Annotated in this window: 17 protein-coding genes; 3 read left to right on the top strand and 14 right to left on the bottom strand. The window is 66.4% G+C overall.

Features of this window, described 5'->3' with window-relative positions:
• Positions 1-73: 73 nt before the first annotated feature.
• The 14 genes from NTV05_04845 to NTV05_04780 all read right to left on the bottom strand — a co-directional run bounded on the left by NTV05_04845 (position 74) and on the right by NTV05_04780 (position 13,767).
• Positions 74-703 carry a riboflavin synthase gene (locus tag NTV05_04845; protein MCX6543724.1) on the bottom strand — a complete coding sequence of 210 codons (630 nt, stop codon included), beginning with the start codon at positions 701-703 and terminating at the stop codon, positions 74-76.
• Complete coding sequence (gene ribD, locus NTV05_04840; GenBank protein MCX6543723.1) at positions 684-1,775, bottom strand: bifunctional diaminohydroxyphosphoribosylaminopyrimidine deaminase/5-amino-6-(5-phosphoribosylamino)uracil reductase RibD; 1,092 nt, start codon at positions 1,773-1,775, stop codon at positions 684-686. The genes NTV05_04845 and ribD overlap by 20 nt, the downstream gene beginning before the upstream one ends.
• A 2-nt stretch (positions 1,776-1,777) precedes the next feature.
• Positions 1,778-2,701, bottom strand: a complete 924-nt coding sequence (gene ftsY, locus NTV05_04835) for a signal recognition particle-docking protein FtsY (GenBank protein MCX6543722.1) — start codon at positions 2,699-2,701, stop codon at positions 1,778-1,780.
• 12 nt (positions 2,702-2,713) lie between these two features.
• Positions 2,714-3,718 (bottom strand): NAD(P)-dependent glycerol-3-phosphate dehydrogenase, encoded by a 1,005-nt coding sequence (locus tag NTV05_04830; GenBank protein MCX6543721.1) that lies wholly within the window; start codon positions 3,716-3,718, stop codon positions 2,714-2,716.
• On the bottom strand, positions 3,715-4,329 hold the full coding sequence (gene plsY / locus NTV05_04825) for a glycerol-3-phosphate 1-O-acyltransferase PlsY (GenBank protein ID MCX6543720.1): 615 nt from the start codon (positions 4,327-4,329) through the stop codon (positions 3,715-3,717). Before plsY ends, NTV05_04830 begins: the two co-directional genes overlap by 4 nt.
• A 47-nt stretch (positions 4,330-4,376) precedes the next feature.
• A complete protein-coding gene (locus tag NTV05_04820) occupies positions 4,377-5,708 on the bottom strand; it encodes a competence/damage-inducible protein A (GenBank protein MCX6543719.1) in 1,332 nt (443 codons plus the stop codon).
• Positions 5,705-6,187, bottom strand: a complete 483-nt coding sequence (locus tag NTV05_04815) for a phosphatidylglycerophosphatase A (protein ID MCX6543718.1) — start codon at positions 6,185-6,187, stop codon at positions 5,705-5,707. The genes NTV05_04820 and NTV05_04815 overlap by 4 nt, the downstream gene beginning before the upstream one ends.
• An 18-nt stretch (positions 6,188-6,205) precedes the next feature.
• Positions 6,206-7,069 carry an RDD family protein gene (locus NTV05_04810; GenBank protein MCX6543717.1) on the bottom strand — a complete coding sequence of 288 codons (864 nt, stop codon included), beginning with the start codon at positions 7,067-7,069 and terminating at the stop codon, positions 6,206-6,208.
• Entirely contained in the window at positions 7,066-7,941 is an 876-nt protein-coding gene (locus tag NTV05_04805; protein MCX6543716.1) for a hypothetical protein, read from the bottom strand. Before NTV05_04805 ends, NTV05_04810 begins: the two co-directional genes overlap by 4 nt.
• Before the next feature lie 85 nt (positions 7,942-8,026).
• Positions 8,027-9,412, bottom strand: a complete 1,386-nt coding sequence (locus NTV05_04800) for a sigma-54 dependent transcriptional regulator (protein MCX6543715.1) — start codon at positions 9,410-9,412, stop codon at positions 8,027-8,029.
• The gene (locus NTV05_04795) at positions 9,409-11,730 is read right to left on the bottom strand and encodes an ATP-binding protein (GenBank protein MCX6543714.1); all 2,322 of its coding nucleotides are present in this window, start codon (positions 11,728-11,730) and stop codon (positions 9,409-9,411) included. Before NTV05_04795 ends, NTV05_04800 begins: the two co-directional genes overlap by 4 nt.
• 23 nt (positions 11,731-11,753) lie before the next feature.
• Positions 11,754-12,287, bottom strand: coding sequence for a DUF4390 domain-containing protein (locus NTV05_04790; GenBank protein MCX6543713.1), 534 nt, complete (start codon positions 12,285-12,287; stop codon positions 11,754-11,756).
• A complete protein-coding gene (nrdR, locus tag NTV05_04785; protein ID MCX6543712.1) occupies positions 12,284-12,742 on the bottom strand; it encodes a transcriptional regulator NrdR in 459 nt (152 codons plus the stop codon). The genes NTV05_04790 and nrdR overlap by 4 nt, the downstream gene beginning before the upstream one ends.
• Positions 12,739-13,767, bottom strand: coding sequence for a lysylphosphatidylglycerol synthase transmembrane domain-containing protein (locus NTV05_04780; protein ID MCX6543711.1), 1,029 nt, complete (start codon positions 13,765-13,767; stop codon positions 12,739-12,741). The genes nrdR and NTV05_04780 overlap by 4 nt, the downstream gene beginning before the upstream one ends.
• Positions 13,768-13,984: 217 nt before the next feature.
• On the opposite strand from NTV05_04780, the gene NTV05_04775 reads away from it, so the two are divergent.
• From NTV05_04775 to groL, 3 genes are all read left to right on the top strand, one after another.
• Positions 13,985-14,890: a phosphoribosylaminoimidazolesuccinocarboxamide synthase gene (locus NTV05_04775; GenBank protein ID MCX6543710.1), complete on the top strand. Its 906-nt coding sequence runs from the start codon at positions 13,985-13,987 to the stop codon at positions 14,888-14,890.
• A gap of 427 nt (positions 14,891-15,317) precedes the next feature.
• Entirely contained in the window at positions 15,318-15,605 is a 288-nt protein-coding gene (gene groES / locus NTV05_04770) for a co-chaperone GroES (protein MCX6543709.1), read from the top strand.
• A gap of 81 nt (positions 15,606-15,686) precedes the next feature.
• Positions 15,687-16,982 (top strand): chaperonin GroEL (gene groL, locus NTV05_04765; GenBank protein MCX6543708.1); only part of this gene is annotated, 1,296 nt, incomplete at its 3' end.

The following is a 16,982-nucleotide window of genomic DNA, read 5'->3' as shown; positions in this document are numbered from 1 at the left end:
TCAATCGGCGCGAACGGACCGAGCGGCGCCCGGCGCCCTGGTCGCTGTCGATTGGCCCGCCCCGGTTGTGTCTTCATAACGGCATCGGCGGCAGCGCCACGGCGTCTGACCAGGCGCCTGACAGTTGGGCCACCCGAACGACATACTTGCCGATCACGTCGACCTCGAGATTCACGCGGTCGCCCGGGTGAAGCGCTCGAAGGTTCGTGTGTTCCCACGTGAATGGAATGATCTGCACCGTGAAGTCGTGCTCCTCCAAGCTGGCCACCGTCAGGCTGATGCCGTCAACCGCCACGGACCCTTTCGGAATGAAGTACGGACTGAACGCGGCATCGAAAGCGACCCGAATCCAGAAGAACTCGCCATCGGGCGTCACCTCCGTCAGCACGCCGGTCGCATCCACGTGGCCCAGGACGAAATGTCCGCCCATGTGGCCGTCCGGGCGCATGGGCCGCGCCAGATTGACGAGCGTGCCCGGCCTGCAGGCGCCGAGCGTCGTCACGCGCGCGGTCTCCGGACCGATCTCGGTCGACACGCGGCGTCCGAATCGGCTGGTCACCGTCAGGCACACCCCATTGACGGCGACACTGTCGCCCGCTTTGAGGTCGGCCGCGAGATCGGAATCGACGACGAGCCGAAATCCGCTCTCGATCGGCTCGAGCGCGGCGACCACGCCGACCTGTTCAATCAAACCTGTGAACATCGCCCTCCATGATGACATCAGCGCCGCACGGTCGCACGCGGAGATTGAATAACGATGAGATCGAGAGCCGCGACCAGCCCACCCATGGTAGTCCGGACGGCCCCAGCGCGCTAGGGGTCACCACGACCCGCACGGCATCGACCACGTCGTCGGCGAGGGCGGCTTCGTGCAGTGTTGTTCCCCCCTCAACGAGCAGGGACTGGACGCTGAACGGCAGCAGAGCGGCGACGGCTGCCCCGATCGAGGCCGTCTGCACGCGAACCAGTGTGGCGCCCGCGCGTTCCAGATCCCGCACTCGCGATGATCGGGCGTCGGCCATCGCAGTGGTGGTGACGATCAAGACGGGTCCTGACGACAGCGTGCCGAACAGCCGCGCCGTCACGGGCGTCCGGAGCCGCCGGTCGAAGACGACCCGCGTCAGCGGCCGGCCACGATACACGTCGCGGGCCGTCAGCAGCGGATCGTCCGCCAGCACGGTTCCAGAACCAACGCCGACTGCGTCCACTTCCGCTCGCAGCAGCTGGCTGCGGCGGTCGGCGGCCGCACCCGTCATGTGCGTGCGCGCGCCCGGGCCGGAAGCCACCCGGCCATCCAGGCTCGTGGCGATCTTCGCCGTCACAAACGGGCGCTGCCGCAGCATTGCGCAGAAGAACGGCTGATTCAGCCGCACGGCCTGATCGCGGCCGACGCCGGTGTGCACCTGTACGCCGCGCTCCTGCAGCCGTCGTCTTCCGCCGCCAGCCACCTGCGGATTCGGATCGTCGACCGCGATGACGACGCGCGCGATCCCGGCCTCGAGAATCGCATCGACGCACGGGGGCGTCCTGCCGGTGTGGCAACACGGCTCCAGCGTGCAGTAGAGCGTCGCTCCCCGCGCGGCCTTTCCCGCCGCGCGGAGCGCGTGCACTTCTGCGTGCGGCTCGCCCGCCCGAGCGTGGCATCCAGCCCCGACCACCACCCCATCATGGGACACGACGACCGCGCCAACCAGCGGATTCGGCGTCGTGCACCCCCGGGCACGTGCGGCCAGTGTCAGGGCGCGGTCCATGTACTCCGCGTCGCGTGGCCTCACGGCTACCAACTCTCGCTGAACAACGCGTCGACGTACTCCCGTGCCGAAAACGGCACCAGGTCGCCGATGCCTTCGCCGACGCCAATGTACCGAATGGGCAGCTTCAGGTCGTGCGCGATGCCGACCGCGACGCCGCCTCGCGCCGTTCCGTCGAGCTTGGCCAGCACGATGCCGCTGACGCCGGCGGCGGCCATGAACTCGCGGGCCTGTACGAGCCCGTTCTGGCCCACCGTCGCGTCGAGGACGAGCAGCACCTCGTGGGGGGCTCCCTCGACCTCGCGCGCAGCAATACGACGGATCTTTTCCAACTCCTGCATGAGGTTGGCCCTGGTGTGGAGCCTCCCGGCCGTATCGACAATGATCGGATTCCGGTGCCTCGCCTTGCCGGCCGCGAGCGCGTCGAACACGACCGAGGCCGGGTCCGCCCCCTCCCTGGCCCGCACGACATCGACGCCGGCGCGGGCCGCCCAGATTTCCAGCTGCTCGACCGCCGCCGCGCGAAACGTATCGGCTGCGCACACCAGAGGATCGGCGCCTTGCGTCTTGTACAGGCTGGCCAGTTTGGCGACCGTCGTCGTCTTGCCCGTACCGTTCACGCCCACCATCAGGATGACCGTCGGCGTCCCGGATCTGGCGGCAGCGGCATCGGCGCCGGAAAGAATGGCAAGCAGTTCGTTCTTGACCAGGGTCTGGAGTGATTCGCCGTGTCGAGCGCGGGCGGTGACGGCGCCGACGATCCGCGCGGCCGCGGCCGCGCCGACATCGGCCCCGATCAGGACCTCCTCGAGCGCTTCGGCTGTCTCGGCATCCACCGGCGCAAAGCGTCGCTCGGGAGCATCTGCCCGGGTGGCGATTTCGTCGAAACGTCCGAGAAGCTGTTGCGCCGTGCGGCGCAGGCCGTCACGGACGCGGCTGAGAAATCCCATCCGCGCATTCTATCATTCGGTTTCGACCTCGATTCGCTGCGGACGGAGCATCAGACCGGCGACCGCGTGGTCCGGCGTCGTGCGCCCGGCCAGCAGTTCGGCCATCTGCGCAGTGATCGGCAGCTCGACGCCGCAGCGAGCGCCAAGCGCCAGAGCCGCTTCGGTGGTCTTCACGCCTTCGGCCACCATCTTCATGCCCGCCAGGATTTCGGCGAGGCGACGCCCCTTCGCCAGTTCCATCCCGACGTGCCGATTGCGGCTGTAGGAGCCCATGCACGTCAGGACCAGATCGCCCAGCCCGGACAATCCAGCCAGCGTCTCACGCCGCCCCCCCTGAGCAATCGCCAGACGAGAGATCTCCGCCAGACCGCGTGTCATCAGCGCGGCGCTGGCATTGTGACCAAGACCCTGGCCCTCGACCACTCCGGCGGCAATCGCGATGACGTTCTTGAGGGCCCCGCCGATCTCGACGCCTGGAACATCCGGCGTCGTGTAGATCCGGAAGAACTTCCCTCGGAACTCCCGCTGCACACGCTCCGCCGCCTGCATGTCCGCACTCGCCACCGACACTGCCGTGGGCAACTCGCGCGCGACCTCGAGGGCGAAGCTGGGTCCCGAGAGCACGACAACCGGGTGGCCGACCGGCAGCTCCTGCTCGACCACCTGGGACATGCGAAGCAGCGTGCCGATTTCGAGGCCTTTCACTACGCTGACGATCACGGCGTCGGGCCTGAGCAGGCCCTTCGCGTCGACCAGGACGGCACGCAGCGCGTGTGACGGCACGGCGGCCACGACGACGCCGACCCCGTGAACCGCCTCCGCAAGCGAAAGCGTGGCGTCGATACCCGGGGGCAACGAGATGTCGGGCAGATACACCGCGTTCGAGCGTCGGACTGTCACCGCCTCCACGACATCAGGCTCAATCGACCACAGGCGAACCTGGTGCCCGATCCGTGCCAGATGGACCGCAAGCGCAGTGCCCCAACTTCCCGCTCCGAGAATGGCGACATCCGTCATGATCGGTCTCCCGACTTCGCGTCCTGCCCTTCGGCCTGACGTTCGACGCCGCCGACCAGCCGGCTGAGATTGCTACGGTGATTGAACAGCACAAGGCACCCTGCAAAGAAGGCCGCGCGCACCACCTGGACCGGCGCGCCAACGGCGTACGCGACAGGCCCGAGACAGACCGCGGCGGTCATCGATCCCAGAGAGATCGTCCGGGTGAGGCCCGCGACGATGCCAAACACTGCCGCCGCCAGCGCGGTCGCCACGGGAGCGAGCACGGCAAACGCCCCGCATGTGGCTGCGACGCCTTTTCCGCCGCGAAAGCCCAGCCACACCGGATAGATATGACCGGCAACGGCCGCCACGCCCGCAACGGCCGAGAGGCTCTGGCCAGCACCGAGGCGCTGCGCCGCCACGACGGCGGTCGCCCCCTTCGCGATGTCGAACAGCACCGTCAGCAGACCTGCCCCCGACCCAGCGACGCGGAACGCGTTGGTCGCTCCGACGTTGCCGCTGCCGACGAGCCGGAGATCACGATAGCCTTTGCGCTTCGCAAACAGGAACGCGAACGGCACCGACCCGATCAGGTAGGCAAGCGCGACGAACAGGACGGTCTCCGGCATCTGCATCTTGAGAGTTAATCACTCCGGGAGTGATGATGTCGACGTGATCACTCCGGGAGTGATTGGAGACCGGGCGTGACGACGAAGCCCGCGACGCTGTCGGCGCCGATCAACACCCGGCGGATCAGATCGAGCGCCATCTGGGCGGCGAATTGCTTCACGCGCATCCTGTCCCCTGGGAACCGGAACGCCCGCACGATGCGGGCATCCGGCGTCACGACTGCGATCACTACCGTCCCCACCGGTTTGCGATCGCTGCCTCCGGTCGGACCGGCAATCCCGGTGACGCCGACGCCGACCTCGACACGGGCCCTCTCGCCGATGCCATCCGCCATAGCCAGGGCCACTTCTTCGCTGACCGCGCCGTGCGCCTGAATCAGGGCTGCCGGCACCCCGAGCCACGAGGTCTTCGCGTCGTTGTTGTAGCACACGGCGTTCACGAGCACATAGTCTGAGCTGCCGGGCACGTCGGTCAGTCGCGAGGAGATCAGTCCTCCCGTACAGGATTCTGCTACCGCGATCCGCCAGCCCCTCTGGCGCAGCGCCTCGCCGACCACCTGTTCGAGCGTCCTGTTATCGGCGCTGAAGACATCGGCACCCGCGATCGCCGCGATCTGCCCGGCGGCCTCGTCGAGCCTCTCGCGGCCGATGGCTTCCGTGGCGGCGCGCACCGACAGGTGCAGTTCGATTTGCGCCTGCGCGGTCAGCACCGTGGTCTCGATGGGCAGCGCCTCGCTCGCCCAGCGGGAGTATGTCGGGAAGACCAGTTCCTCGACCTCCGACTCGGTGCGGCCGCACATCTTCAGAACCTTCCGGCACAGCTTCCAGCCGCCGGTCCGCGGCGCGAGCCGCTCCTCGGCCACCCGCGCGAACATCGGCTCGAGCTCAGCGGGAGGTCCCGGCAGCAGAATCAGGATTCGTCCATCGCGTTCGATCCAGAGTCCCGGGGCCGTCCCGTTCGCATTGGGCAGCACCTCTGCCCCGACGGGCACGAGGGCCTGCCGTTGATTGATCTCAGGCATGCGCGCGCCGCGCGCCGCGAAGCGCTGGCGGATACGATCGAGCACCGCCTCGTCTTCGACCAGCGTCATGTCCAGCAGTCGGGCTGCCGCATCGCGCGTCAGGTCGTCGTCTGTCGGCCCGAGTCCGCCGCACATCACGACGAGGCCGACCCGATCCAGAGCCCCGCGCAGCGCAGCGGCCACGTCGTCGATCCGGTCACCGACCACCGTCTTGGCGCGCACCTCGATGCCCAGCTGGTTGAGACGTTCGGTGATGAAGAGGGAGTTCGTATCGAGGCGCGGGGGCACCAGCAATTCGGATCCGACGGCAATGATCTCCGCCCATCGGCGATCCGTCGTACGCGCGGCTCGTGTCATCGCATCCACTGGGGAAGCCACCAGACGAGGACCTGCACGACCAGGTTTGCGTACACTCCGGCCATCGCATCGTCGGCCATGATGCCGAGGCCGCCTCCAAGATGCTCGAACCGGCCGGCAGGCCACGGCTTGATGATGTCGAACACCCGGAACACCAGAAACGCGGCCAGCACCACCGGCCAGGACATCGGCAGCCACAGCAGGCTGACGAGCGTGCCGAGCACTTCGTCGATCACGACCAGACCGGGATCCTCGACGCCCAGGTGGCGCTCGACGAGCGTCGCACTCCACACGCCGATCGCAAACAGACTGAAGGCGACCGCGAGGTCGAGCCAGGGGAATCCGAGCAGCCGCAGCGGTACGATCAGGAACAACGCTGCGGCTGACCCGGCCGTACCCGGCGCGATCGGCGCGTACCCGGCATATCCGAACGTGGCCACAGTCAGGGCGATGCGGGAACCAAGGGTGTGTGGCTTCATGCGATCAGGTCAGCCGCGTCACGACGAAGCCGTGTGCTGAATCACGCGCGTCCCCGCGAGCCGATCGTGCAGGGTGCGAAAATCGCCGAACACGGCCGGCAGGAATCCGAGACCGGCGGGGCCAATTGAGAGCAGCATCGCGATGGTGCGCCAGACCGCCCGCTGCAGATCCATGGCCTCCCGTCTGACGGGAACGACGCGAATGTCGACCGCCATCTTCCCGGGAGTCTGACCGAGTGTCCCGGTAAACAGGACGAGATAGCCGCCGTTGAGCAGGGCGAAGAACGCCAGGAGTGGCACCAGCGGCAGCACGGCGAGTTCCGACGGCGTCAATCCGCACAACCGGAGCGTGAATGACAGCACCACGGCGTCGATGACGCCCACCAGCGACGCGTCAATGGCCGCGGCCGCGAGGCGTCGCCGCGGCGACGCGAGAGGGGCGACGGCGTCGGCCCCTCCAGTGGTGACCGAGTCTGGCGCCGGGGACACATCTCGGGTCTGTGCCTGGGACGCGGGCGCGGGCGCTTCAAGATCCAATTCCAGTGGAACGGGCCTGCGGCCTTCGGTTCGCACGCGCACGCGGGACGGCGTGGGTGTGGATCGCCTCACGGCGAGCGGCGCGCGAGGAGGGGGAAGGAAACCCTCGCCAAAGAGCGGCAAATCCATCGGCGTGCCTTCGGGAAGCGACGCCAGCCGGCGATCGACGCCCGAAGCAGGCGGAGTGCCCTCTGGTGTCTTTCGGAACCGCGCTCCTCGCGTCAGGTGGGCATCCGGCACAGCCGACGCCACCGTGTCCTGGTTGATCAGGGAAAATTCGTAGCCACAGTTCCTGCAGCGCTCACCGCTGTCGAATCCGATGTAGCCGCACTTGGGACACTTCATTCCCGGCGCTCGCTCGTGGACCCTGGCGGTTCCGCGGTCACCGCGGCGTCTGTTCCCTGGCCAGGCGACTGCGGCAGTCCGAGCAACACCCGTTGGACCGTGGCACGCAGGCGGTCGGCCTCACCCGAGAGCGGATCGGCGTCCGCAATCAGATCGAGTTCTGCCAGCGCGGCCTTCAACTGACCGGACCCGAACATCGATCGGGCCCGTGAAAGGGCCAGTTCGGCCGCCCGCGGCACCGGCAGCGGTTCTGGCGGCCGGGCCACTGGGCTCAGGCCGGCAGGACGGGAGAGCTCCAGATCCAGAAAAGGCTTGAGCGGGTCCTTCGAGGTGGCAAACAGGATGATCGCCGCCGCCGCCAGAGCCAGCCCGATGATTGGCAGAGCCCTCACCGGGCGCCGCGATACGGTCAGCAACTCTGTGGCAGAGGCCGCCGTGCCCGAGGCCCGCAGGCGTTTCGTGCGCGATTCACGCACCTGCGCGGCCCGCTCGGCCGAGAGACGCTCGATCCGGTCGAGGTACGCCTGCGCTGTCTCGTGTGCGTCACCGTGATCGACCGCCGAACTGAGCAACTCCCGGGCGACGCCCTCGTCGCCTCGGCTGAGCGCTTCCACGCCTTCCTGCACGAGCTGTTCCGATTTTCGCTGGCGCTCGGCGATCGCGCCGCGGGCACGCTCGATATACGCCCGGGCCCTCGCGTGACTCCGATCGAGAAACAGCACTCGTTCCCAGACGTTGATGGCGTCCTGATATCGCCCGGCGAAATAGTGATCGAGGCCGGCGAGCAGCAACTCGTCGATCCGGGCATCGCGATCAGCGATGGCGTCAGGGCCACCGGGGAGCGCGGTTGATGTGGATCGCGGATCGGTCATGGGTGCACGAACATCGGTGTCGTGATTATACGACAAGCGGGATGCTCCGATTCCCGCCTCCGCCCGTCCATTCCGGGCGGAGCCCTTACGCGCCCTCTCCATCGCGATCACCCAGCCTGGCTGGCGCGATCCCGAGTCCGCGCATCTTGCGGTAGAGATTGCTGCGTTCGACGCGGAGCACGTCGGCGGTGCGCGAGATGTTTCCCTGCTGCGACGCCAGCGTCTTCAGGATGTAGTCGCGCTCGAACTCGTCCCGCGCTTCGTGGAGCGCCCGCAGCGGCGCGGCGGCGTCGCCAGGGGAACCCGCAGACGTCGGGCCGAGAAACGTGAGGTGCTCGGCCGTGATGACCTCGCCCGGCACCATGATCATCAGCCGCTCGACCACGTTCCGGAGTTCGCGGATATTGCCGGGCCAGGCGTAGTGCGCCAGCACCGTCAGCGCGCCTTCATCGAGCGTCTTGGGGCGCCGCCCGTACTCGCGTGCAAACAAACGCGTGAAGTGGGTAGCCAGCAGCGGGATGTCCTCGCGCCGATCCCGGAGCGGCGGCACGAAGATGGGGATGACGTGGAGCCGGAAGTAGAGATCCTCGCGGAAGCGGCCGTTCTTGATCTCGGCGAGCAGGTCCTTGTTGGTGGCCGCCAGCACGCGGGTGTCCACCTTGATCCGGGTGGTGCTGCCGACTGGTTCGATCACCTGTTCCTGCAGCACGCGGAGCACCTTGGCCTGGATCTTCACGCTCATGTCGGCGATCTCGTCGAGGAAGATCGTGCCGCCGTCGGCGGTTTCGAACTTGCCGCGCCGGTCCGCGACCGCGCCGGTAAACGATCCCCGCATGTGGCCGAACAGCTCCGACTCGATCAGTTCTTCCGGGATCGCGGCACAGTTCACTTCGACGAACGGACCGCCGCGGCGACGGCTCAACCCGTGAATCGACCGCGCCACCAACTCCTTGCCCGTGCCGTTGTCGCCGAAGATGAGCACGCGCCCGTTGGTCGGCGCCGCCATCGCCACCTGCTCGCGCAGTTGCGTCATCGCGTAGCTCTCGCCGACCATGGCCAGCTCTTCGTCGACCCTGGCGCGGAGCGCGCGGTTCTCGGTCTCGAGGTGCCGCTGTCTGAGCGCGTTGGCCACAACGAGCACGGTCTTCTCGAGCGAGAGCGGCTTCTCGATGAAATCGAACGCCCCCATCTTGATCGCGCGGACGGCCGACTCGATGTTGCCATGCCCGGAGATCATGACGACGGCGGCATCGACCTGCCGGTCCCGGAGGCGTTCAAGTGTCGTCAGCCCGTCGATCCCCGGCAACCAGATATCCAGCAGGATGACGTCGAAGCTGGCCCGAAGCAGCCGGTCCAGACAGCCTTCGCCGCTGTCCACGGTCTCCACGTCGTAGCCCTCGTCCCGCAGCACGCCGGTGAGCGCGGTGCGGACGCCCGGTTCGTCGTCGACGACCAGCAGGCGAGCCTTCATGCGGCTCCCGTCCCGATCACGCCTTCGGGTTCACACGGCAACTCGATGGTGAAGCGCGTGCCCCGAGGCTGATTCTCCCCCACCTCAATGGTGCCCCCGTGCTCGGCGACGATGCGACGCACGATGGCAAGCCCGAGCCCGCTGCCCCGCTTCTTGGTCGAGTAGTACGGCATGAACAGCTTCTCCCGATCCGCCGGCGCGATGCCCGGACCATCGTCGGCCAGCACGATTCGCACGAGGTGGGTCCCCGGATCGTGATGCGTTTCGATGACGACGTGCCCCTGCTGATTGATCGCCTCGATGGCATTGTCGATCAGGTTGATGATCACCCGACGAATCTGGTCCGGGTCAAGCCTGACGCGCGGCAGATCGACGGCGAACAGCGTGTCGAGGCGCACGTGCTCGAACAACCCGTCATAGAGGATCAGAATGCGGCGCAGCAAGTCGTGCACGTCGGTGGACTCCCGACGTGGAGCCGGCATCCGCGCAAATTGCGAGAACTCGTCGACCAGAGCCTTGAGCGACTCGACTTCGCCGACGATCGTGGTGGTGCACTCGTCGACGAGGGCCTTGACGTGATCGGGCGCGGTGGAAAATTGCCGCTGCAGACGCTGCGCGCAGAGTTGGATCGGCGTCAGCGGGTTCTTGATCTCGTGCGCGAGTCGGCGCGCCACTTCCCGCCACGCCGCCACCTTCTGAGCGCGGATGAGCGGCGTGATGTCGTCCACCACCAGAACGCGGCCATCCGATCCGCTGTCGTCACCGTGCAACCGGGTGGAGGCGACGGCGAGCACCGTCTCCCTGCCGTCGCGCGTCAGCGAGAGTTCCTGGGCTGGAGGGTCCTTGACACCGACGCCACGGGGCTGCGCGAACACGGCGAGCGGCTGCAGGTCGGGATCGTTGAACGCGACGGCGGCCGCCTGACCGACCACCGAGGCCCCTAGGCCCAGCAGTCGACACGCCGCCGGATTGATGGTCGTGATGAATCCGGTCTCGTCGACGGTCACCACGCCGGTGGCCACCCGTTCGAGGATGGCTTCCGTAAAGCACCGCCGTTCCTCGACCTCCGTGTGCTTCTGCTGGAGATCGACCGTGGAGCGCTCCAGCCGGCGCCGGTTGATGGCCAGTTCGTCGGCCATGCTGTTGAACGCGTCGACCAGCGAGCCGAACTCGTCGGCGGTCTCCCGCTCCACGTGGTGTTCGAAATGACCCGCGCCGATCTCTCGGGCCGCCGCGGCGAGGGCCTGGACGGGCCGCGTGATCCGCTTGGCCAGGTAGAGTCCCATCCACGTCGCCCCGACCAGAATCATCAAAGTGACCAGAAGAAAGAACGAGAGGTACACGCCGGTCAGAGGCTGCTTGAGCACGCGCAACTGGCTGTAGGACTCGTACGCCTTGGTCATCCGGCGCGCCCGGACCGCCATGTCGCCGGTCAAGTGAACGCTGGCAACGACCACGCCGGAGATCGTGCCGTCTGGCTTGCGCACGGGCGAGGCGGCGCGGATCAGTTCACCTCCGCTCTCGAGCGGCTCACGCAGCCACACGTCGGGCGGGTCCGATGTGGCGCGCACCGCCAGCCGGTCCGACGACACCCGCGTCGCTCCAATCGGCATCGTGGGCGAGGCGACGTCGACCACCGCCACCACCGTGCCAGCTGGCTCGGTCGCACGCGGCAGCCGATAGACCTCGATCAGGCCCGCGCGCTGCTCGTTGACCACCGGGGCCACCACATCGCGCACCGGCCGCACGTCGGGCTGGGCAAGATCAAGAGTGGCCAGAGAGCGGGCGACGCGGGCGGCCTCATCGCTCACCTGTCGCTGGCGTTCATGGTAGTAGTCGCTGGCGATCCGCTGCGCCGACGAGAGCGTCTCGTCCATCTGCGCCGTGAACCAGCGGTCCACGTTGTTCCGGATGAGTTCGCTGCCCACCAGCAGCACGAGCACGGCCGGAACGAGCGTCATCGCCAGCAGGACGGTGACCAGCTTCGCGCGGAATCTGGCGAACGGCAGCGCGCGGCGGCGTTCGACCAGCAGCTTGATCACGCTGCGGGCGAGCACGAACCCGAGCGCCACCAGCATGGTGAGGTCCACCACGGACAGCGCATAGAGGACGAATTCGCTGAGGAAGTCCGGGGCGAGGCGACTCGACCGGTTGGCCAGCGTCATCGTGCCGGCCAGCAGCGCGATCAGGCCTGCGATGCCCAGCAGCACCAGCCACGGGTTATCACGCATCGGGCGCCGCCGTCCAGGCTGCGCCGGCGGCGGCACCGGCGGCACCGTCAGGCGAAGCGACGTGTGAGACCGGCGGGCCTCGGCCATGCAGTCTCTCGGCTCCTCAGGGGTCAAGGAATGTACGTGAACCGCGCGGTTCCGGTTGCGGTGCTCGTTTCCCACGGCCAGACGAACCACGTCACACGGGGTCGTGTGCGGACCCGGAGGCGAACCACGTACTCCACGTTGGCCTCGAGCTCCGCGCTGCTGAACAGCGGCAGTCTGGCGAACGCGGTCATGAACTTTTTGACCGCGTTCTGATCGTCGGTGACCAGCGTGTCCTCGTTGCGGCCATCGATGGTGCGGGTCAGCTGGTAGCGGCCCGTAAGCGTGTCGTGCTGCACCGAGGCGACCACCGTGGCGGAGGCCAGCGTCCGACTGAACCACCAGAGCGGACGCCGAAGATCGACGTCATACGTAATCGAGGTCGTGAGTCCGGCATGAATGGCCTCGCCGAGTTCGTCCAGGGTGCCGGCCGCAAAAGTGCACGATACGTAGACGCGGCCGTCGCGTGCGACGACCGACACCTCGCTGCTGCGCGGGGCATCAGCCGGCTCCAGCACGAGCAGAGCCAGCACGAAGGCAAGCAGCCGTACGGGTGTCATTCCTTGGCGCTGACCAGATCCTTGAGTTCGGCCATGAACTCACCGATGTCGCGGAAGTCGCGGTAGACCGAGGCGAATCGGACGTAGGCGACCTTGTCGAGCTGCTTGAGTTCCAGCATCAGCAACGTCCCGATTTCGTCGGTCGAGATTTCCTTTTCCGGGCGGTCCTGCAGCGTGGCCTCGACGCGGTCGGCAATCGCCTCGAGCGCCGACACCGTGACCGGTCGCTTCTCGCACGCTTTGAGCAGGCCGGCAATCAGCTTCTGACGCTCGAACCGCTCGCGCCGCCCATCCTTCTTGATCACCATGTACGGCACTTCGTCGACGCGCTCGTAGCTGGTAAACCGGCGCCCGCACTCCAGGCACTCGCGGCGGCGGCGGATCACGTCGCCTTCGCGGCTCTCGCGCGAATCCACGACCTTGTCACCCATGTGGCCGCAGTACGCGCACTTCACGGGACCTCCTCGGCGGCACGCTCGGCGGCGATGCCGCTGGCCCCGCTCAGGCTGAGGCCCTCCCGCGCCATCAGGATCGCGCCGGCAATCGTCACCGGCACAAACGACATCGCGTGCAGCACGATGGCCGCCCCGACCGCGCGATCGTTGGGCGTCGCAAAAAAAGCGGTCGCGCCAATGCGAAACGCCTCGTGGAAGCCGCCGACCGCTCCCGGTGTCGGCACCGCCACACCAACGACGAGAATGGTCATCATGAGAAACGCGCCTGGGTACGACATCTCGATGTGGAACGCCCGGCTGGTTGCCCAGATGCCAAGCGCGATCGACAGCCACAGCGGAAACGACAGCACCAGAGCCACGGCCATCCGGCCCGGTTGACGGACGACCGCCAGGCCCTCGACGAAGGCCCGGACAAAACCCGCCACCGCTCGGGCCAGGCGCGCCGGCAGGATCCGTTCGATCTTGAGCGCCCACCGTTCGAGACGATCCGGGTGCCCCGCGACCACCATCATGACCACCAAGCCCACCAACGTCGCCGCGAACGCAGCCAGGCCACCCACCTTCAGAGTCGAGTAGACCGCGGGGGCGGTCGGACGCAATCCGGACGAGAAGAAGACGACGAACGTCGCGAACAGGAACAAGACGGCCACCATGTCGAGCATCCGCTCGATCACGATCGAGGCGAACGTCGCCGTCGGGCTGAAGCCCTCGTGCTTGGCAAGCAGATAGGGGCGGATCACTTCCCCGGCTCGCGCCGGCAACAGCGTCGACGCGGCAAATCCAATCACGGTGGTCTTCAGGCACTCGGCAAAGTGCGGCCGGCCGAGCGGGAGGAGCAGATACTGCCATCGGAACGCACGCAGGACGTAGGTCGATCCGGTGGCCAGCAGCGCGAGCAGGAGCAAGTCGACCCGCCCGTGCTGGACTTCGCCCCACACCGAAGACAGGTTAGCGTGTCGAAGAAACCACACCAGCAGAGCCAGGGCCAGCCCTACAACGAACACGGTACGGAGATGGGCGCGCATCCGCCCCGCATTCTACTACAAGCACGGCGGCAAGCCTCTGGTCCGCAGTAAGTTACGCCTCTCTTGCGCCCGGCGGAAGACGCCGGTAACATGACGCGTGGTTAGTCACTCCCGGAGTAATTAGCGACAACTCAATCGCTCCCGGAGTAATTAGCGGGGAGTCAATTACTCCGGGAGTAATTAGCTCTGCGGTTTGCCAGTCCGGCGAGGTCCACCGATGTCCACCGTCATGATTGAGTCCGCGCTCGAAGGCCTGACCCCATTTCGCCGCGGCAAGGTGCGGGACCTGTATGAACTGGGTGATGACCTCCTGATTGTGGTCACGGATCGAATTTCGGCGTTTGACTATGTCCTCGGGTCTGGCATCCCCGACAAAGGCAAGGTCCTCAACCAGCTCTCGGCCTTCTGGTTCAACCTGATGACCGATATCGTCCCCAATCACGTCATCACGACGGACCCGCTGCGGTTCCCTGAGCCGGCGCGCCGCCACGCCGACGTACTGCGCGGGCGATCGATGCTGGTGAGGCGCACCAGGCCTCTGCCGATTGAGTGTGTGGTCCGCGGGTATCTCTCGGGGTCGGGCTTGAAGGAATACGAAAAGACGGGGGCCGTGTGCGGCATTTCCCTGCCCAAGGGCCTGCTGGCATCCAGCCGGCTGCCGGCCCCGATGTTCACGCCGTCGACGAAGGCGGACAGCGGGCACGACATCAACATCACAGAAGCGGAGACGATCGCGCTGATCGGTCGCGAGCATTTCACGCAAGTGCGCGATCTGTCGCTGCGGGTCTACAGCCGCGGCGCGCAGCACGCCGAGACATGCGGGATCCTGATCGCGGATACGAAGTTCGAATTTGGCACGATCAACACTCCCGACGGCCGCGAACACCTGATTCTGATTGACGAGGTCCTGACGCCCGATTCGTCCCGGTTCTGGCCGTTGAACGCGTACCGGCCCGGGGGCCCCCAGCCAAGCTACGACAAGCAGTTCGTCCGGGACTACCTCGAGGCGATCGGCTGGAACAAACAGCCGCCGGCGCCAGCCCTCCCGGCCGACGTCGTCTCGAACACGCGCGCGAAGTACGTCGAAGCCTACCAGCGGCTCTCGGGGCGGGAACTGGAGTAGCAGTTTCTCTGTGCGTCATCTTGCCGGATGAAGCAAATCCCCGTTACCCCGGCGGAAGCCGGATCTCATATCGAGATCGTCATGCCGGCGGAAGCCGGCATCCAGAGAGGTGCACGGCTGTCCGCCTCCGCGCGAAGCGCTACGGCGAGACCTCGACCGTAGCTCAAGGAGCGAAGTCGGGGATTCCGGCATTCCGCCTTCGCCGCGACCTCCGCGTCAAGGATACGGCGGGACAAGTCGCCGGAATGATGAACACCCACCTTCATCCCTGTCCCGTCTAGCACTCAATAAATGTGAGTGCCAATCCTGCTGATTTGACAGGTCCCGGGGTTCCAGCGATAATTAGCAGTCCATGAGTCTGAGTGCCAGCGCGCAGAGGACCTGCGCGCAGGACATGGATCATTCTCGCAGGAGGAGTTGAAACATTATGAAGGTCAAGCCACTTCACGACCGCATCATCGTCAAGCGCATCGAGGAAGGCGAACAGGTTGTCGGCGGAATCATCATTCCCGACAGCGCCAAGGAAAAGCCCCAGCAGGGCAAAGTGATTGCCGTCGGCGCCGGCAAGATCGACGACAAGGGCAAGCGGACGCCTCTCGACGTCAAGGACGGCGACCGGATCCTGTTCGGCAAGTACTCGGGACAGGAAATCAAGCTGGATGGCGAGGAGTTCCTCATCATGCGTGAGGATGAGGTTCTCGGGGTGATTGAGTAGGCGACGGCTGAGCGAGCATTATCAACCGGGTCGCTTCGCCCCTCGCCGCAACGGCGAGTCGAAGCACTAAGGAGTTTTAGAATGGCGAAACAGATTCAGTACGGAGAACAGTCGCGCCAGGCCATCCTGCGCGGCGTGAACAAGCTGGCGGATGCCGTCAAGGTGACGCTTGGTCCCAAGGGTCGTAACGTCGTGCTCGACAAGAAGTTCGGATCGCCGCTCATTACCAAGGACGGCGTGACGGTGGCGAAGGAAATCGAGCTGCCTGATCCGCTCGAGAACATGGGTGCGCAGATGGTGCGCGAGGTCGCGAGCAAGACGTCGGATGTGGCCGGTGACGGCACGACGACGGCCACGGTGCTCGCGCAGGCGTTCTACCGCGAAGGCGCGAAGATGGTGGCGGCCGGCGCGAACCCGATGGACCTCAAGCGGGGCATCGAGCGAGCGGTCGAGACGATCATCGCCGACCTCAAGAAACGGTCGAAGCCCGTCAAGGGCCACATGATCGCGCAGGTCGGGACCATTTCGGCGAACAACGACGAGACCATCGGCAAGATCATCGCCGAGGCCATGGAGAAGGTCGGCAAAGACGGCGTCATCACCGTCGAAGAGGCGAAGACGCTCGAAACCTCGCTCGAGGTCGTCGAAGGCATGCAGTTCGACCGCGGGTACCTGTCGCCCTATTTCGTGACCGATCCGGAGCGCATGGAAGTCGTGCTCGAGAATCCGATGATTCTCATCCACGAGAAAAAGATCAGCTCGATGAAGGACCTGCTGCCGATCCTGGAACAGGTGGCGCGGCTGGGCCATCCGCTGCTCATCATCGCCGAGGACATCGAGGGTGAGGCGCTTGCCACGCTGGTGGTCAACAAGCTGCGCGGCACCCTGCACGTGGCCGCGGTCAAGGCGCCCGGCTTCGGCGATCGCCGCAAGGCCATGCTCGAGGACATCGCGATCCTCACCGGCGGCAAGGCTGTCACCGAGGATCTCGGCATCAAGCTCGAGAACGTGAAGCTCGAGGACATGGGCAAGGCGAAGAAGGTCACGATCGACAAGGACAACACGACCATTGTCGAGGGCGGTGGCGAGTCGTCCAAGATCCAGGGACGCGTCAAGCAGATCCGCGCTCAGGTCGAGGAGACCACGTCTGACTACGACCGCGAGAAGCTGCAGGAACGGCTGGCCAAGCTGGTTGGCGGCGTCGCGGTGATCAAGGTCGGCGCGGCCACCGAGACCGAGATGAAGGAAAAGAAGGCCCGCGTCGAGGACGCCCTGAACGCAACCCGCGCCGCTGTTGAAGAAGGTATTGTTCCCGGTGGTGGCGTCGCCTACAGCCGCGCCCTGCCCGCCCTGGACAAGCTGAAGCTGGAAGGGGAT

Source organism: Acidobacteriota bacterium, from assembly GCA_026393755.1.
GTDB lineage: Bacteria > Acidobacteriota > Vicinamibacteria > Vicinamibacterales > JAKQTR01 > JBAXOX01.
The sequence above is the reverse complement of the archived record's forward strand: the minus strand, read 5'-3'. Positions and strand labels throughout refer to the sequence as shown.

Bases quoted from the DNA above. Each gene is read 5' to 3' on its own strand.
- NTV05_04795 (MCX6543714.1), bottom strand. From the start codon at position 11,730: ATGGCCGAGGCCCGCCGGTCTCACACGTCGCTTCGCCTGACGGTGCCG.
- groES (MCX6543709.1), top strand. From the start codon at position 15,318: ATGAAGGTCAAGCCACTTCACGACCGCATCATCGTCAAGCGCATCGAG.
- NTV05_04810 (MCX6543717.1), bottom strand. From the start codon at position 7,069: ATGAAGTGTCCCAAGTGCGGCTACATCGGATTCGACAGCGGTGAGCGC.
- ftsY (MCX6543722.1), bottom strand. From the start codon at position 2,701: ATGGGATTTCTCAGCCGCGTCCGTGACGGCCTGCGCCGCACGGCGCAA.
- NTV05_04845 (MCX6543724.1), bottom strand. From the start codon at position 703: ATGTTCACAGGTTTGATTGAACAGGTCGGCGTGGTCGCCGCGCTCGAG.
- plsY (MCX6543720.1), bottom strand. From the start codon at position 4,329: ATGCCGGAGACCGTCCTGTTCGTCGCGCTTGCCTACCTGATCGGGTCG.
- NTV05_04815 (MCX6543718.1), bottom strand. From the start codon at position 6,187: ATGAAGCCACACACCCTTGGTTCCCGCATCGCCCTGACTGTGGCCACG.
- NTV05_04830 (MCX6543721.1), bottom strand. From the start codon at position 3,718: ATGACGGATGTCGCCATTCTCGGAGCGGGAAGTTGGGGCACTGCGCTT.
- NTV05_04790 (MCX6543713.1), bottom strand. From the start codon at position 12,287: ATGACACCCGTACGGCTGCTTGCCTTCGTGCTGGCTCTGCTCGTGCTG.
- NTV05_04800 (MCX6543715.1), bottom strand. From the start codon at position 9,412: ATGAAGGCTCGCCTGCTGGTCGTCGACGACGAACCGGGCGTCCGCACC.
- NTV05_04775 (MCX6543710.1), top strand. From the start codon at position 13,985: ATGTCCACCGTCATGATTGAGTCCGCGCTCGAAGGCCTGACCCCATTT.
- NTV05_04780 (MCX6543711.1), bottom strand. From the start codon at position 13,767: ATGCGCGCCCATCTCCGTACCGTGTTCGTTGTAGGGCTGGCCCTGGCT.
- NTV05_04820 (MCX6543719.1), bottom strand. From the start codon at position 5,708: ATGACACGAGCCGCGCGTACGACGGATCGCCGATGGGCGGAGATCATT.
- NTV05_04805 (MCX6543716.1), bottom strand. From the start codon at position 7,941: ATGACCGATCCGCGATCCACATCAACCGCGCTCCCCGGTGGCCCTGAC.